We start from the raw sequence: 16,055 nt of genomic DNA on the forward strand, positions 1-16,055 counted from the left end.
GCCCCTGCCCCCTGCCCCTGCTATGATCACAACAGGTTATTAACTCTTGTTGCTAGTTATCCCATAAACTATATAACTAGCAACTTGGGTAATAACATGATTAATGATACAGAATATATCAGGCAAGCTGAAGCTAATCGCGTAGAAATTCTCAGCGAAGCCCTACCTTACATTCAACAATTCGCCGGTCGTACCGTTGTGGTTAAATACGGTGGCGCAGCGATGAAGGATAGCTCCCTCAAAGATAAAGTTATTCGTGATGTGGTGTTCTTATCTTGTGTGGGCTTACGACCGATTTTAGTGCATGGTGGTGGACCAGAAATTAATAGTTGGTTAGGTAAATTAGGAATTGAAGCGCAGTTTAAAAATGGTTTGCGCGTAACTGATGCACCAACAATGGATGTAGTGGAAATGGTGTTGGTTGGGCGGGTGAATAAGGAAATTGTGGCTTTGATTAATCAAGCTGGGGGAATGGCTGTAGGGCTTTGTGGTAAGGATGGTAACTTAATTAAGGCTCGTCCTCAAGGTGATGAAGGGATTGGTTTTGTGGGGGAAGTGAGTAATGTCAATATCAAGATTTTAGAAACACTTGCGAGTAATGGCTATATTCCGGTGGTTTCCAGCGTGGCGGCAGATGAAACTGGACAGGCTTATAATATTAATGCGGATACGGTAGCGGGGGAAATAGCCGCTGCTTTGGGGGCGGAAAAGTTAATTTTGCTGACTGATACGAGAGGAATTTTAAGAGATTATAAAGACCCTTCTACCTTAGTTCCCAAAGTGGATATTCGGGAGGCGCGACAATTAATTGCTGATGGTATAGTTAGTGGGGGGATGATTCCGAAAGTGAATTGTTGTGTGCGATCGCTTGCCCAAGGAGTTAAAGCTTCACATATAATTGATGGACGCATTCCTCATGCCTTATTGTTAGAAGTATTTACAGATGTGGGAATTGGAACAATGATTCTGGGTTCTCATCAGTCGAAACAATAATCGGAATGGGGGACAAATTACAGCAAAATTAATTCAGCCAGCCAGGGAATCAATTCCCTGTCTAATAGCTCAAGTCATCTAAAGATGACTAAATATAGCTCAAAAATTTTAAAATCGTTTAGTAAACTGCTGAACTCCTACAGAAATCATCAGTAAGACTTCATTTATCTACAATCTGCTGTAAGTTAAAATTCAAGCTATTTAAGAACAATTAACAACTGACAAATGACCAATGACCAATGACTACAGAAAATTTAGAACTCGCTAAATCGTATTTCCAAATTGGGACAACTGCTTTTGAAAATGGTCAATATCGGGAAGCTGTAGAAAATTTAGAAAAAGCCAGTACCCTATTAGGAAAAAATACCCAGTTTGCTGGTGAAATAGAAATTTGGTTGGTGAATGCTTATGAAGCTGCGGGACGTTCCGAAGAAGCGATCGCTCTTTGTCAACAACTCAGCCGTCATCCCCATTATGAAATTCGTCAGCAAGCAAAACGCCTAGTTTATATTTTAAAAGCACCCAAACTGAACAGACCAAAAGAATGGATGACAGAAATTCCTGATTTTGGTATAGTTTCTGATAATAAATCCAAAATAATTGTCACTTCCCAACCGCAAAAATCTACATCTAAACCAAAACCTGTAGAACGGGAATACATTGACTTGAGTACGGTCAATACTAAAGACAATAATTTCGTTTGGGTAGGTTTAATCTCTGTTGGTTTGATAATTTTCTATTTAGTTTGGTTAAGTTTTTAGCAAATAAGGAGAGATTTAGTTATGAATGTATTCTCTGTCATTAAGATGATATCAAATTTCAGAAAATCTGTATTTTTTTCTATTAGCAAAACCCGAAAGATTACTAAAATCAAACCAATTGTCTTGATGGTGATACTTTCTTCATTACTATTATCTGGTTGTGTCAAGTATGATTTAGGAGTGAACTTTAACAGCACAAATAATGGTGAATTAATACAGCATATTCAGTTATCGGAAAAAATCACTCTTTTTGGCAGTAATTATCTCTCTGAATGGTTAAAAAATTTAGAAAATCGAGCGCGAACATTAGCAGGTTCAATAGAGAGAGTTTCAGCATCAGAAATTATTGTTAAAATTCCCTTTACCAGTGCGCAGGAATTACAAGAAAAATTTACTGGTTTTTTCAATACTCGCACTGCTGAAGATAGTGATGGTTCGGAACTGGCAAATCTTAGCTCAACTTTAGTTGCAGAAGATAGGAATTTTTTCCTATTTTCTAGAAATCATTTAGTTTATGATTTAGACTTGCATTCTTTAGCTATGCTGACGACAAAAGGTGATAGTTCTCTTGTCAATTTAGACTTTAGCTTACAGACACCTTGGGGAATGAAGAATATTCAAAATGATGAAAATCCTATCCAACCAGAAAAGCATGGTAATCAACTAGTATGGAGACTTAAAGTAGGGGATATGAATCATGTAGAAGTAGTGTTTTGGTTGCCGAATTTTCTGGGAATTGGGACTTTGTTGATTATCGGTTTTGTGTGGTTGGGATTATATCTGAGATATAGGTTATTACCAAGTCCGAGTATTCAGTTAACGGTGAAAGAGTTGTAAAATATTGGAATCACCTGAGTTCGACATAAGATAATTTTTGGAAAACTGCCCCAAATATGAGTCTCAAACCCTTATGATCTCGTTGAAAAAATCATAACTCCTAACTCCTAACACCGAACTCAGGTGAACTCAGGTGGAATCAGGATGTAATTACTTCCTGAAAATGGAAAATGTTGGGTTTTATCAACCCAATTTCCAGAATTTAGTAGAATCAAAAGAGCGATCGCACTATTGCAAATCAAGGAAAAATTTTATAGATTTCGCTACGATGTGCAACTCTTTGACATAAAATAGTTTGAGTTTCTTGATTAAGAGTTAAACCAATTCTATAATCTCCTATTCTAATTTTATATTTATCTTTGTAACCTTTCATTAACCTTTCATTTTTCCAAGATAGCCTAACTCAAAAGGATTTTCTATTTCTAATTCAGTAAAAACAATTGCTTCTATCCGAGATTGAATCTCTTTAGGTAAGGATGCTAATTCTTTTAAAAATTTCTTTGTATATTCAACTTTCCACATTGTTATTTTTAAGTAATTCTAAATATTTTAAAGCTTCATTTTTAGATAAAATTTCATCAGTTTCTACTTCTTCCATCAGTTTTGCTAATCCATAATTTTCTAAAATTTCCTCTATTTGTTCAAATTCACTAATAGGAATTTGTACAGCAATTGGTTTTTGATTTTGATCCAAAACATAATTCTTATTGATTTGTAGCATTAATTTAACTCCTAAATCATTAGGTAGATTATAGCATATTGTCTTTCCTGTTCCCTGTTACCAGGTGAGTTCGACATAACGATAATTTGTGGAAAACTCACCCCACGTAGGAGTCTCAAGCCCTTATGATCTCGTTGAAAAAATCATAACTCCGTTCGGGTAGCGTCTCCGAAGGAGAAACTCCTAACTCACGTGTTACCAGTTAAGAGTTCCCTGATCACACAAGTAAATTCACAGAATCAAACCGGATTCCTATATAATGATTTATGGTTTATTGATCTCGTTTATTAATTGACTTGAGTACGGTCAAGAGTATTCAGTTAACATTTTAAACCTTCTCGCAGACAAGATTTACCCGACTGTGGCGGACTACATAAGACAACTTTCACCATTTCAGCCATTTTGATTTCCTCTCTCTAGGCTTCAATCAATCAAATCTCCCAGGTTATATGCTGGGTTGTGTGTGATGCAAATCACGTATTTACCTAGTTTCGGATCAAAACAACCAATTGCTCCGTAAATATGTGCTAACTTATGTGCCAACACAAAAGCCACAGGAATAGAAATCGGTCCATTAATCCTCAATAATTGACCTCCTGCTAACTTCCCCGACCGTGCCATTTCCTCCAACTGTGTAGCAGCATCTTTGACAATCTGGTCATTTTGAGCAATACTGTAACCAAAACCCACCTGCAAAATATCGTCTTTTAAATCAATCTTATAAGTAGTCATTACCTTTACTGATTCATTAATAATCACATCATACATGGCATTGGAAGTAGCCTATTCCAGATTAGTCTATGCTGAAATTACAAACTGAAATTAACCCAGGTGGGTTTTGCCGCCCCGCTTCCAAGAAAAAAGCCCAAGAAGTCAGGGATCTCGAAAAACATGAGATTATGAGATCATAGTAGACTGTTTTGTCATAAACCTATCATCAAAGGAGTCTGAACAAATGGAACAAAATCGTAAGTCAACAGCAATCATTACAGGCGCTTCTTCGGGAGTTGGTTTGCAAGCAGCGAAAGCTCTCGTAGACAAAGGAAACTGGCACGTTATTATGGCTTGTCGTGATTTAATCAAAGCCGAAAAAGCTGCTCAAAGTGTGGGAATCCCAGCAAATAGCTACACACTCATGCAAATTGATTTAGGCTCTTTAGAAAGCGTTCGACAATTTGTAAATAATTTCCGAGCTACTGGCAGAACCGTAGAAGCTTTGGTTTGCAACGCTGCCATTTATATGCCTTTAATTAAAGAACCTTTATTTTCTCCTGAAGGATATGAATTAACCGTTACCACAAATCACTTGGGACATTTTCTCCTCTGTAATTTGATGTTGGCAGATTTGCAAAAGTCACCTGCAACTGATAAACGATTGGTAATTTTGGGAACTGTTACCCACAACCCAGATGAATTGGGTGGAAAAATTCCTCCTCGTCCAGATTTGGGTAATTTTGAAGGTTTTGCCGCAGGTTTCCAAAATCCCATTTGCATGATTAACGGTAAGGAATTTGAACCGGTTAAAGCTTACAAAGATAGTAAGGTGTGTAATGTTCTGACTATGCGCGAACTACATAACCGTTTTCATGAATCTACTGGCATTACTTTCAGTTCTCTCTATCCTGGTTGTGTGGCAACTACGGCTTTATTCCGCAATCACTATCCTCTGTTCCAGAAAATTTTCCCTCTTTTCCAAAAGTATATCACTGGAGGATTTGTGACTGAAGAATTATCAGGAGAGCGGGTGGCAATGGTGGTTGCTGATTCTGAATACAAACAATCTGGTATTTATTGGAGTTGGGGAAATCGTCAAAAAGAAGGCAGAACATCTTTTGTGCAAAAAGTTTCCCCCCAAGCAAGAGATGACGAAAAAGGTAAACGGATGTGGGATCTTAGCTATCAGTTGGTAGGATTAGGGAAAGAATCTGAAAAGGCAAAATCTCTAATTTAGTCAGTTGTCAGTTGTCAGTTGTCAGTTGTCAGTTGTCATTGGTAAAACTCTTACCTGTAACCTGTAACCTGTAACCTGTAACCTGTAACCTGTAACCTGTAACCTGTAACCTGTAACCTGTAACCTGTAACCTGTAACCTGTTCCCTGTAACCTGTAACCTGTTCCCTGTAACCTGTAACCTGTTCCCTGTTCCCTGTAACCTGTTCCCTGTAACCTGTAACCTGTTCCCTGTTCCCTGTCACCTGTAACCTGTCACCTGTCACCTGTCACCTGTCACCTGTTCCCTATTCCCTGTTCCCTCTTGCCTAAATTGAATAATAAAGGGGAAAAGATTTTGCATCTTTTGGTTTAACATAAACCTTTGCTTGTGGTTCTAATTTTAATTCATCGAACCGTTCCCGTGTTAAGTGGGCTGTCATCATTTGTCCATCATCTAAGGTTAATTCAACTTGAATTTCCCAGCCTAAATGAATGATTCTGCTGACTGTGGCTTGTGCTGTTGTGCCATTACCAACTGTTTCAATGATGATATCTTGGGGACGCAAAAATGTTTCTGGGTTTGTTGATTCAAAACCACTACTTTGGAAGATTTTGGCAGAACTGGGTAATACGTTCACCGGACCAATAAAACTCATCACAAATGCAGATGCGGGATGATCATAAATTTGTGCGGGTGTTCCTACCTGTTCGACTTTGCCTTTATTCATGACGACAATTTCATCGGCAACTTCCATGGCTTCTTCTTGGTCATGGGTGACGAAAACTGTGGTAACATGAACCTCGTCATGGAGACGACGTAACCAGGCTCGTAAGTCTTTCCGAACTTTGGCATCCAGCGCTCCAAATGGTTCATCTAATAAGAGGACGTTGGGTTCTACAGCCAAAGCTCTAGCTAAGGCTACCCGTTGTCTTTGTCCGCCGGAAAGTTGGGAAGGATAGCGATCGCCTAATCCACCTAATTGTACCAGTTCTAGTAACTGTTCTACTTTTCCCGCAATTTTCTTTTTAGAAGCTTTGCGAATTTCTAAGCCAAAGGCGATATTTTTACGGACTGTTAAATGTTTAAATAGGGCATAGTGCTGAAACACAAAGCCAATATTTCTTTCTTGGACGCTTTGAAAAGTGGCATCTTTGCCTGTTAAAATGATTTTACCTGTATCTGGTATTTCTAAACCAGCGATTAACCGCAACAAGGTAGACTTACCAGATCCCGATGGACCAAGTAAAGCCACCAGCGAACCACTCTGAATTTCCAGGTTTACCTGTTCAACCGCTTGGAAACTACCAAATTGTTTAGAGACGTTTTCAACTACTATGCCCACTGGTGCTACACCTCTGCGAATAATCTACGGTTTTTAAGTAGGAATACCGTACTTTATATTTATATCACAAATATTGGCAGTTGTATAGCAGAAGTCAGGAGTTAGGAGAAAACCCCAGCAATTCTCATTTTGAAAAAAATAAAATGAGGTTAGAATCACGGATTAGACAGATTGCACTGATTTCACGGATTTTAGTAACTCTTATCATAGCAAACAACCTAACCCGCGCCATCTTTTAATCCGTATAATCCGTGATTCTGACTTTTGAGCGATGAAACCTTAAAATGAGAATTGCTGGAAAACCCTTTTGGTTGCAAGATTTTGACCGTCAATTGGTATTTTAACCGACTTGGCTCTTGTTGTATCATTAAAATTCATGAATTAAGTTCACATTTAACCAAACAGTATTTCATCCCGAAAACCATTACTCGAAAGACCCAACAAGCGGTAGAATTAACAACCAACCCCAATTCCCTCCTTGATATGTATTGCGACTACTTGGTACAAATCCTCACCGCCCGGGTCTATGATGTAGCCCAAGAAACGCCATTGGAATATGCCCCCAATCTTTCCAACCGCATTCATAACAAACTCCTCCTCAAACGGGAAGATATGCAATCGGTGTTCTCCTTCAAACTGCGGGGTGCATATAACAAAATGGTCAATCTCACACCAGACCTACTTAAACAGGGTGTCATTGCGGCTTCTGCGGGGAATCATGCCCAAGGTGTGGCTTTAGCTGCCAGTCGTTTAGGAACAAAGTCCATCATTGTTATGCCCGTAATTACGCCCCAGGTGAAAATCAATGCAGTCAAAGCCAGGGGTGGAGAGGTGGTTCTACATGGCAATAATTATGATGATGCTTATGCCCATGCGCGACAATTGGCAGCGGAAAAGGGGTTGACTTTTATACATCCCTTTGATGATCCTGATGTTATCGCTGGTCAGGGAACAATTGGCATGGAAATACTGCGCCAATATCAGCAACCTATTCACGCTATTTTTGTGGCTATTGGTGGTGGTGGCTTAATTTCCGGGATTGCAGCTTATGTTAAACGGTTACGTCCTGATATTAAAATTATTGGTGTTGAACCTGTAGATGCTAACGCTATGTATCAATCATTGCAAGCTGGCGAACGGGTACGATTGTCTCAGGTGGGTTTATTTGCGGACGGGGTAGCGGTGCGGGAAGTGGGAGAGGAAACCTTCCGGCTATGTCAACAATATGTGGATGAAATTATTTTAGTGGATACAGATGCTACCTGTGCGGCAATTAAAGATGTGTTTGAGGATACTCGCTCTATTTTAGAACCTGCGGGGGCGTTAGCGATCGCTGGTGCAAAACTTTATGCAGAACGAGAACAAATTCAAAATCAAACCCTCATCGCCGTTGCTTGTGGTGCTAACATGAATTTTGACCGTTTACGTTTTGTGGCAGAACGGGCAGAATTTGGCGAACGTCGAGAAGCTATTTTTGCAGTCAGAATTCCCGAAGAAAGGGGTAGTTTAAGAAAGTTTTGTGACTGTATTGGTAAACGCAACCTGACAGAATTTAACTATCGCATTGCCGATGAAAAAGAAGCGCATATTTTCGTAGGTGTGCAAATAGAAAATCGTGCTGACGCTGCGAAAATGGTCGAAAACTTTGAATCTCACGGTTTAAAAACCATAGATTTAACAGATGATGAATTAACCAAACTGCATTTACGTCACATGGTAGGAGGACATTCTCCTCTTGCAGAAAATGAACTCCTTTATCGGTTTGAATTTTCCGAACGTCCAGGGGCATTAATGCAGTTTGTAACTTCTATGTCTCCTGATTGGAACATTAGCTTATTTCATTATCGCAATAATGGCGCAGACTATGGACGAATTGTGGTAGGAATGCAAGTTCCCCCCCATGAAACAGCAGAATGGCAATCATTTTTAGATAATCTTGGTTATCACTATTGGCATGAAAGTGATAATCCGGCATATAAGTTATTTTTAGGATGATTTAGCAGATAGATCCCCGACTTCTGGAAGAAGTCGGGGATCTGGGTATTTTGGGTATTAGAATTTAACGGCGTGATAATTCCAAAAAACTAATAGTTTGCGGCATAAAACTAGATGAACTCTCCCAATAATCTACTTTATTAACTTTTATTTTTAATAAGGCAATATTGGGTTCATCTATGCCTTTAGGAAACCAAACTTCTAATCCTGGCTGCCATTTTGATTGAATTTCCTCACGATCTCTTATTAACTGGGCTGTTCCTAATATGGAAACAAATCGTTCTTGATTAGGTGCGGAAAAACTCACATTCACCTGTTGATGATTTTGAATTTCTAGGACTTTATGGGAATTAGCTAGGGTAAAAAACCAGAGTGTGGCATCATTATCAATTTCATTCCACATTGACATGGGACGACTATGTAAACTGCCATCATCATCAATTGTGGTTAACATCCCACATTCAAGACCTTCAAGCAATTTACGCAATTCTTGAACTCGTGGTTTAGTATCTAAAGATTGTGTCATTTTTTCTAAAATTTTAGTTTTATGAACATGAGTGATATTCTTAGTGTTAAGGTTTTTCGATTTATATACGTGAGTCTTAAGAGGTAATTATTAGAATCTGCTATAACAAATTTATAACTAAATAAATATATCTTCAAGAAGATGTTAATAAAATATAGATGCTATAACAAAGATAGGGGAATAAAAGTTCATGTCAAATATAAATAATGTATCTTATATAGTATAGGACTCCTATTCGATTTTTGATAGCTTGCGTGGCGTAGCCATACAAAACTCGGTACACCTTCATATTCTGAAATCCTCTTGCCTCTTGCATGATTGCCTCTTGCCTTCCTACGCAGGAAAATTCACAGAATCAAACCGGAGTCCTATATGTCTCATGCAAAAGGGATATATTTTGAATATTCAATAAGTAAATGGAGGTTAATTTTTATAATTAATGCAGATAGGATAACCACTCTAAAAGAGTTTAATTTTAAAGAAGATGCAAGTAAGATTTTTAATAGATGAAGACATCTGAAACAATAATAAACTAACTCAATACTGTTCGGTTAACGAAATTTTCTACTTAAATAAACTATTGTATAAAAACAAAAAATCATTGAAGATGTTGGGTTTTCTCAACGCAACCTACATATTTTCATTTTTTAACCTTAACCGAACAGTATTGTAAACTAACTGAACTATAAAATTATCCTATCAGGGTAAGTAGGTTGGGGTTAAAATTGTCGTTGGTGCAAGGGAACAGGAAGAGAGTTTTGGGCGATTTTACTTTTCTTCACATAACTTTAAATTTTTCAGTTCACCTACTTAAGATTTTGGAGCAAAAAATTATGACGGCATCATCTACAAATCAATTAACAGAATATAAATGGCATAACTTACCTGTACAGGAAGTAAGTCAATATTTAAACAGTAATATCGAAACAGGTTTAACTACTACTGAAGTAGCAAAACGCAAAGAAAGTTTTGGAACTAATGAACTGAAAGCAAAACGCGGAAAGAGTGCTTTACTAAGGTTTTTATTGCAATTCCATCAACCGCTACTTTATATTTTATTAATTGCTGGTGCGGTTAAAGCATTTTTGGGACAATGGGTAAATACCGGAGTAATTTGGGGTGTAACTTTAATTAATGCTATTATTGGTTTTGTGCAAGAATCAAAAGCAGAAAGTGCGATCGCTGCCTTAGCATCTTCAGTTAAAACTAACACCACTATTATCCGTAACAGAAATAAACTCCAAGTTCCTTCTACTGAATTAATCCCCGGTGATATCGTACTATTAACATCAGGTGATAAAGTACCAGCCGATTTACGACTTGTACAAACACGGAATTTACAAATCAACGAATCAGGATTAACAGGAGAATCTGTTGCTGTAGAAAAAAATACCCAACCAGTACAAGCAGATGCAGTTCTAGCAGAACGCACTAATATGGCTTATGCTGGCGGTTTTGTCACTTTTGGCACTGGTAAAGGTATTGTCGTTGCTATTGGCACAGCTACAGAAACCGGGCGTATTTCTCAATTAATGGAACAGGGAAACATCCTCAAAACCCCTTTAACCCGGAAGTTTGACAAATTTAGTCGCACCCTACTTTATATTATTTTAGGAATTGCATCTTTAACATTTGCCGTCGGCTTGGGATACGGTAACACTTGGGTAGAAATGTTTGAACCTGCGGTAGCTTTTGCTGTGAGTGCCATTCCTGAAGGATTACCTGCTGTAGTTACTGTCACCTTAGCCATTGGTGTTTCCCGCATGGCACGCCGTCACGCCATTGTACGCAAGTTACCCGCAGTGGAAACCCTGGGAGGTGCTACAGTAATTTGTTCTGATAAAACTGGGACTTTGACTGAAAACCAGATGACAGTACAAGGCATTTATGCAGGTAATCAATATTATACAGTTACGGGTACAGGCTATGCACCAAGCGGGGAAATTTTGCTAGACGAAAATCCTGTAGATATTCATGATATTCCTCCTCTAGCAGAATGTTTACAAGCTGGTTTGTTGTGCAATGATTCCCACTTAGAAGATAAAAATGGACAATGGATAGTAGTTGGTGATCCCACCGAGGGCGCATTAATAACTGCTGCGAATAAAGTCGGGTTAACCCATAATAATTTACAAGCAACTATATCTAGGCTTGATGTCATCCCCTTTGAATCAGAGTATCAGTACATGACAACTCTGCATGAAATTGAACAACAAGAACGAATTATTTATGTTAAGGGTTCAGTAGAGGCGATTCTCAAGCGTTGTCAACAGATGTTAAATTCCTCTGGGGAACTTTCTCCTGTGGATGCAGAAACTGTAAATCAGCAAGTTGATACAATGGCGCATCAGGGTTTACGGGTGTTAGCTTTTGCGAAAAAACCAGTTTCTGAGAATCAAGATTCATTGGATCATCCAGATATCGAGAATGATTTGATTTTCTTAGGTTTACAGGGGATGATAGATCCACCCCGTGCTGAGGCTATCAAGGCGGTGCAAGCCTGTCAACAAGCTGGTATTCGGGTGAAAATGATTACAGGTGATCATGCTGTGACGGCGGCAGCGATCGCCTCTCGCATGGGTTTTAATCATCATCGGCAAGTGAGGGCTTTTACAGGTGCGGAACTGGCGAAAATGGACAAACCAGAACTGGCTACAGCGATCGAAAATGGGGTAGTATTTGCCCGTGTAGCACCAGAACAGAAATTGCGAATTGTGGAAGCACTGCAATCTAAAGGTGAAATAGTCGCCATGACGGGGGATGGTGTCAATGATGCACCAGCGTTAAGAAAGGCGGATATTGGTATTGCAATGGGTGGGGCGGGTACGGAAGTAGCCAAGGAAGCCGCTGATATGATTTTGACAGACGATAACTTTGCCTCTATAGAAGCTGCGGTTGAGGAAGGAAGAACAGTTTACAGTAATTTGTTGAAAGCGATCGCCTTTATTCTCCCTGTGAATGGAGGTGAATCTATGACGATTTTAATTAGCGTTTTGTTAGCCAGAGATTTACCAATTCTCTCTTTACAAGTGCTGTGGTTAAATATGGTGAATTCCATTGCTATGACAGTTCCTTTGGCTTTTGAACCCAAGTCTGATCAAGTAATGCAACAACCCCCACGTAACCCCAATGAAAAATTACTTTGTCCTAATTTAGTTAAACGTATTGTCCTCATTTCTATCTTTAACTGGATTTTAATTTTTGGCGTATTTGAATGGATAAAACAAACAACTGGAGATGTTGCTGTTGCCAGGACAATGGCGATTCAAGCCTTAGTAGTAGGCAGAATTTTTTACCTGTTAAGTATTACCCAATTAGGTATTGCTATTGTTGATAAAATTCGCGGAATTAATCGAGAAATTGGCGATCAAAAGGCAATATATGTGGGAATTGCCAGCACTATTATTTTGCAGATAATTTTTAGCCAATGGGGTTTGATGAATAAATTATTTTATACAGCCCCATTGGCATGGAATCAATGGTTAATTTGTCTGGTTGTTGGCTTGCCGATGATTTTAGTAGCAATCTTTGCCAATCGCTTAGATTCTCAGTTTTAAGCCAATACAGTTTAGTTATGGCTAATGTCTCTTTAGTGTAATACCAATTTTATCTAGCAATCCTATTTGATTTATGAACATTGCAAGAGTCAGATCCCGGACTTCTCTAAGAAGTCGGGGATCTGATCAGCTTAAACTAATTACCCAATCACGTAAATGTGAATTTACTTGTTCAGGAATTTCGTCATGGGGACAATGACCGGCTGTGAGAAAATATTCGGTTAGTTGGGGATAATATTCATGGAATTTTTGGGAACGTTCTCTCGCTTTTATCCAAGGATCTGCTTCTCCCCATAATAACAATAAAGGACAAGTTAATTGTTTGAGTAAGATGTCAACTTTGGCTCCTTGAGGACTGCTAAAAACAGAAATGAATACATCTAAAGCCCCTGGATCATAAGCAGGACGTTGAATTTCTGCTACTAATTGATCTGTGATTGCACTTTTATCCAGATAAACTTTTTCTAATGTGCGGCGAATTACCCACTTCTGGCGGGTATATTGAAATAATAAAGACTGCGCTAAACGTTGTTTAAAAGCCCATTTAATAGGTTTACCCAAAAGTTTTTGCAGAGGATTTATAGAAGGTTGAATTTGATTTTCTGGTTGGGAAAATGGCCCAGCACTATTAAGTAATACTACACCTGCTGCACTATCAGGACGTTGGGAAGCAACGCATAAACAAGCGTAACCACCTAAAGAATTACCTGCTAAAATGGTCTTTTGACCGATAATTTCACTAATAAAATCATGGAGTTGGTCGCGCCACAAGTCACCGCTATACTGTAAATTAGGTTTTGCGGAACGCCCAAATCCTAACAGGTCAATGGCAAATACTTGGAAATCTGCACTCAATTCTGTGATATTCTTGCGCCAATGGTCTGTGGAAGCACCAAAACCATGTACCAATAGCAAGGGTGGACGTTGGGCTTGTGCTGCTCCTGCTTGAACATAGTATACATTGTGTCCGCGCCATTGCCAATATTGACCAGGAATCGGATTTGTGGAGGAAGCGATACTTGTTTGCATATTGCCAAGAAATATTAAGTTACTGTGAATAATTGTAAATTAAATTATTTAACAACGGACAACTGACCACTAACAACTGACAACTAATAAAAATAAAAATGATTACTGGAAAAACACAACTTTTGGGAGTCATTGGACATCCTGTGTCACATTCCCTTTCTCCATTGATGCACAATGCGGCTTTAACTAAACTGGGATTAGATTATGTGTATTTGCCTTTTCCCATTGCACCGGAGAATTTGGAGAGAGCGATCGCCGGGTTTGCTAGTATTGGTATGGTAGGGTTTAGCATTACAATTCCCCATAAACAAGCAATATTACCCTTATTATCCGAAATTTCTCCTGTCGCCCAAGCTATCGGTGCAGTGAACACTGTCACTCGTCAAGGTGATAAATGGGTGGGGACAAATACAGACGTGGAAGGATTTATTGCCCCATTACAAACAACATATCATCAAGATTGGAGTCAGAAAAAGGCGGTAATTTTAGGGAATGGTGGGGCTGCGAGGGCTGTGGTTGCTGGTTGTATTCAACTCGGTTTGGTAGAAATTCATGTTGTCGGGCGGAATTTACAGAAATTACAAGCATTTCATCAAAGTTGGCAAAATTCACCCTTTGCAGATAAATTTCAGGTGCATGAATGGCAAGAATTACCGAACCTACTCCACCAAGCTAACTTATTAGTAAATACAACCCCCATTGGGATGTATCCTTATATGGAAGAATCGCCATTAACTAGCCAAGAAATTGGTTATTTGCCTGGTGATGCCATTGTCTATGATTTAATTTATATTCCTAAACCCACCAAATTTTTGCATCTAGCCGAAAAACAAGGAGCAATTATTATTGATGGTTTAGAAATGCTTGTCCAACAAGGTGCAGCAGCCTTAAAAATCTGGTTACAACAAGAAACAGTCCCCGTCAGCGAAATGCGTCAAGCATTGCAAAATCACCTGGGGATATGACAGGGCGGGGGGAAAAGGAATTTGGTAAAAGGTAAAGAATTACCAATTACCAATTAAGTAGGTGAACACAATAAAACCAATCTGTGTAAAGAAAAGTAAAATCGCCCAAACCCTCTTCACTCTTGCATGATTGCCTCTTGCCTTGCCATAACGACGATTTTCAATGGTAACCTACTTACCCAAAATTACGCTTTCTTCAACCAGCTAAACATAGCGCGTAAATCTTTACCAACTGCTTCAATAGGATGTTCTGCTTCTTGACGGCGCATAGCAGTAAAACCAGGTTTACCAGCTTGGTTTTCCAAGACAAATTCCCGCGCGAATTGTCCAGATTGAATTTCGCTGAGGATTTTCTTCATTTCCGCTTTAGTTTCGGCGGTGACAACGCGAGGACCACGAGTATAATCACCATATTCGGCAGTATTAGAAATACTATCGCGCATGGTAGCTAAACCACCTTCTACGACTAAATCAACAATTAATTTGACTTCGTGCAGACATTCAAAATAGGCGAGTTCTGGTTGATAACCTGCTTCAACTAAGGTTTCAAAACCGGCTTTGATTAAAGCACTCAAACCACCACACAATACTGCTTGTTCCCCAAACAAATCGGTTTCGGTTTCTTCCCGGAAAGTAGTTTCCAAAATACCGGCGCGTGTACCACCAACACCTTTAGCATAAGCCATAGCGCGATCGCGTGCCTGACCAGTGGCATCTTGATAAACTGCAAATAACGCAGGTACACCTTGTCCTTGTTCATAAGTACGACGCACTAAATGTCCAGGACCTTTAGGTGCAACCATGACGACATCAACATCAGCAGGAGGTACAACCTGTGCAAAATGGATATTAAAACCATGTGCAAAAGCTAAAACGTTCCCCGCTTCTAAATTTGGTTCAATTTCGTTTTTGTAAATTGTTTTTTGGACTTCATCTGGTAATAAAATCATGATGAAATCAGCAGCAATGGCCGCATCAGCAACATTTTTTACAGTCAAGCCAGCAGCTTCAGCTTTGGCTGTGGACTTACTGCCGGGATATAATCCGACAATGACGTTTACACCGCTATCTTTGAGATTCAGCGCGTGAGCATGACCTTGTGAACCATAACCAATAATAGCAACTGTTTTACCTGCTAAAAGATCCAAGTTAGCATCTTCATCATAATACATACGCGCCATAGAAGCATCTCCTGTTTATAAAGGCTGTCATGAAATTGGCAGACTTATGATTGTATCGCAAATTGGGGAATAGGGAATAGGGAATAGGGAACAGGGAATAGGGAATAGGGAATAGGGAATAGGGAACAGGAAATAAAAATTACAATTACCCAACTTCCTCTTTTTCTTCCTTCTGACTCCTGACTTCTGACTCCCGACTCCTTTCAATCCGCTACT

At 39.1% G+C, this 16,055-nt stretch carries 15 protein-coding genes; 7 read left to right on the forward strand and 8 right to left on the reverse strand.

Translation table 11 applies throughout. The features are described from left to right. Nucleotides 1-96: 96 nt before the first annotated feature. The 3 genes from argB to IQ226_RS09920 all read left to right on the forward strand — a co-directional run bounded on the left by argB (nucleotide 97) and on the right by IQ226_RS09920 (nucleotide 2,591). Entirely contained in the window at nucleotides 97-993 is an 897-nt protein-coding gene (gene argB, locus IQ226_RS09910; RefSeq protein WP_193894990.1) for an acetylglutamate kinase, read from the forward strand. 239 nt (nucleotides 994-1,232) lie between these two features. After that, complete coding sequence (locus IQ226_RS09915; protein ID WP_193894992.1) at nucleotides 1,233-1,754, forward strand: tetratricopeptide repeat protein; 522 nt, start codon at nucleotides 1,233-1,235, stop codon at nucleotides 1,752-1,754. Nucleotides 1,755-1,775: 21 nt separating this feature from the next. Beyond that, on the forward strand, nucleotides 1,776-2,591 hold the full coding sequence (locus IQ226_RS09920; protein ID WP_193894994.1) for a DUF3153 domain-containing protein: 816 nt from the start codon (nucleotides 1,776-1,778) through the stop codon (nucleotides 2,589-2,591). A 372-nt stretch (nucleotides 2,592-2,963) separates the two neighbouring features. On the opposite strand, the gene IQ226_RS25075 is transcribed toward IQ226_RS09920, so the two are convergent. From IQ226_RS25075 to IQ226_RS09935, 3 genes are all read right to left on the reverse strand, one after another. Next, nucleotides 2,964-3,113: a type II toxin-antitoxin system RelE/ParE family toxin gene (locus tag IQ226_RS25075; protein ID WP_228039354.1), complete on the reverse strand. Its 150-nt coding sequence runs from the start codon at nucleotides 3,111-3,113 to the stop codon at nucleotides 2,964-2,966. Further along, nucleotides 3,100-3,312, reverse strand: a complete 213-nt coding sequence (locus IQ226_RS09930) for a hypothetical protein (protein ID WP_193894996.1) — start codon at nucleotides 3,310-3,312, stop codon at nucleotides 3,100-3,102. Before IQ226_RS09930 ends, IQ226_RS25075 begins: the two co-directional genes overlap by 14 nt. Before the next feature lie 423 nt (nucleotides 3,313-3,735). Further along, nucleotides 3,736-4,044 carry a CRISPR-associated protein Csx3 gene (locus tag IQ226_RS09935; RefSeq protein WP_193894998.1) on the reverse strand — a complete coding sequence of 103 codons (309 nt, stop codon included), beginning with the start codon at nucleotides 4,042-4,044 and terminating at the stop codon, nucleotides 3,736-3,738. A 223-nt stretch (nucleotides 4,045-4,267) separates the two neighbouring features. Between IQ226_RS09935 and IQ226_RS09940 the strand changes: the two genes are divergently transcribed. Continuing rightward, complete coding sequence (locus tag IQ226_RS09940; RefSeq protein ID WP_193895000.1) at nucleotides 4,268-5,263, forward strand: protochlorophyllide reductase; 996 nt, start codon at nucleotides 4,268-4,270, stop codon at nucleotides 5,261-5,263. A gap of 21 nt (nucleotides 5,264-5,284) precedes the next feature. Here the strand turns inward: IQ226_RS09940 and IQ226_RS25915 are convergent, their stop codons facing one another. Both IQ226_RS25915 and IQ226_RS09945 read right to left on the reverse strand, forming a co-directional pair. After that, nucleotides 5,285-5,527, reverse strand: a complete 243-nt coding sequence (locus IQ226_RS25915; protein ID WP_370567116.1) for a hypothetical protein — start codon at nucleotides 5,525-5,527, stop codon at nucleotides 5,285-5,287. A 42-nt stretch (nucleotides 5,528-5,569) separates the two neighbouring features. Then, complete coding sequence (locus tag IQ226_RS09945) at nucleotides 5,570-6,586, reverse strand: TOBE-like domain-containing protein (RefSeq protein ID WP_193895002.1); 1,017 nt, start codon at nucleotides 6,584-6,586, stop codon at nucleotides 5,570-5,572. A gap of 423 nt (nucleotides 6,587-7,009) precedes the next feature. Here IQ226_RS09945 and ilvA point away from each other — a divergent pair, with 423 nt between their 5' ends. Next, complete coding sequence (gene ilvA, locus IQ226_RS09950; RefSeq protein WP_370567117.1) at nucleotides 7,010-8,581, forward strand: threonine ammonia-lyase, biosynthetic; 1,572 nt, start codon at nucleotides 7,010-7,012, stop codon at nucleotides 8,579-8,581. 64 nt (nucleotides 8,582-8,645) lie between these two features. Here the strand turns inward: ilvA and IQ226_RS09955 are convergent, their stop codons facing one another. Beyond that, a complete protein-coding gene (locus tag IQ226_RS09955) occupies nucleotides 8,646-9,107 on the reverse strand; it encodes a pyridoxamine 5'-phosphate oxidase family protein (protein WP_193895004.1) in 462 nt (153 codons plus the stop codon). Between the two features lie 833 nt (nucleotides 9,108-9,940). Here IQ226_RS09955 and IQ226_RS09960 point away from each other — a divergent pair. After that, nucleotides 9,941-12,664: a cation-transporting P-type ATPase gene (locus tag IQ226_RS09960; RefSeq protein ID WP_193895006.1), complete on the forward strand. Its 2,724-nt coding sequence runs from the start codon at nucleotides 9,941-9,943 to the stop codon at nucleotides 12,662-12,664. A gap of 126 nt (nucleotides 12,665-12,790) precedes the next feature. Here IQ226_RS09960 and IQ226_RS09965 read toward each other — a convergent pair whose 3' ends face one another. Next, on the reverse strand, nucleotides 12,791-13,693 hold the full coding sequence (locus IQ226_RS09965; protein WP_193895008.1) for an alpha/beta fold hydrolase: 903 nt from the start codon (nucleotides 13,691-13,693) through the stop codon (nucleotides 12,791-12,793). Between the two features lie 98 nt (nucleotides 13,694-13,791). Between IQ226_RS09965 and IQ226_RS09970 the strand changes: the two genes are divergently transcribed. Then, nucleotides 13,792-14,658, forward strand: coding sequence for a shikimate dehydrogenase (locus tag IQ226_RS09970; protein WP_193895010.1), 867 nt, complete (start codon nucleotides 13,792-13,794; stop codon nucleotides 14,656-14,658). Nucleotides 14,659-14,843: 185 nt separating this feature from the next. On the opposite strand, the gene ilvC is transcribed toward IQ226_RS09970, so the two are convergent. Further along, nucleotides 14,844-15,839, reverse strand: a complete 996-nt coding sequence (gene ilvC, locus IQ226_RS09975; RefSeq protein WP_193895012.1) for a ketol-acid reductoisomerase — start codon at nucleotides 15,837-15,839, stop codon at nucleotides 14,844-14,846. Nucleotides 15,840-16,055: the final 216 nt, after the last annotated feature.

It is taken from the genome of Dolichospermum sp. LEGE 00240 (assembly GCF_015207875.1).
In the GTDB taxonomy this organism is placed as follows: domain Bacteria; phylum Cyanobacteriota; class Cyanobacteriia; order Cyanobacteriales; family Nostocaceae; genus Dolichospermum; species Dolichospermum gracile.

What these genes read in the sequence shown, in the direction of transcription:
- argB (WP_193894990.1), top strand. Translation starts at nt 97, where the DNA reads ATGATTAATGATACAGAATATATCAGGCAAGCTGAAGCTAATCGCGTA.
- IQ226_RS09915 (WP_193894992.1), top strand. Translation starts at nt 1,233, where the DNA reads ATGACTACAGAAAATTTAGAACTCGCTAAATCGTATTTCCAAATTGGG.
- IQ226_RS09920 (WP_193894994.1), top strand. Translation starts at nt 1,776, where the DNA reads ATGAATGTATTCTCTGTCATTAAGATGATATCAAATTTCAGAAAATCT.
- IQ226_RS25075 (WP_228039354.1), bottom strand. Translation starts at nt 3,113, where the DNA reads ATGTGGAAAGTTGAATATACAAAGAAATTTTTAAAAGAATTAGCATCC.
- IQ226_RS09930 (WP_193894996.1), bottom strand. Translation starts at nt 3,312, where the DNA reads ATGCTACAAATCAATAAGAATTATGTTTTGGATCAAAATCAAAAACCA.
- IQ226_RS09935 (WP_193894998.1), bottom strand. Translation starts at nt 4,044, where the DNA reads ATGACTACTTATAAGATTGATTTAAAAGACGATATTTTGCAGGTGGGT.
- IQ226_RS09940 (WP_193895000.1), top strand. Translation starts at nt 4,268, where the DNA reads ATGGAACAAAATCGTAAGTCAACAGCAATCATTACAGGCGCTTCTTCG.
- IQ226_RS09955 (WP_193895004.1), bottom strand. Translation starts at nt 9,107, where the DNA reads ATGACACAATCTTTAGATACTAAACCACGAGTTCAAGAATTGCGTAAA.
- IQ226_RS09960 (WP_193895006.1), top strand. Translation starts at nt 9,941, where the DNA reads ATGACGGCATCATCTACAAATCAATTAACAGAATATAAATGGCATAAC.
- IQ226_RS09965 (WP_193895008.1), bottom strand. Translation starts at nt 13,693, where the DNA reads ATGCAAACAAGTATCGCTTCCTCCACAAATCCGATTCCTGGTCAATAT.
- IQ226_RS09970 (WP_193895010.1), top strand. Translation starts at nt 13,792, where the DNA reads ATGATTACTGGAAAAACACAACTTTTGGGAGTCATTGGACATCCTGTG.
- ilvC (WP_193895012.1), bottom strand. Translation starts at nt 15,839, where the DNA reads ATGGCGCGTATGTATTATGATGAAGATGCTAACTTGGATCTTTTAGCA.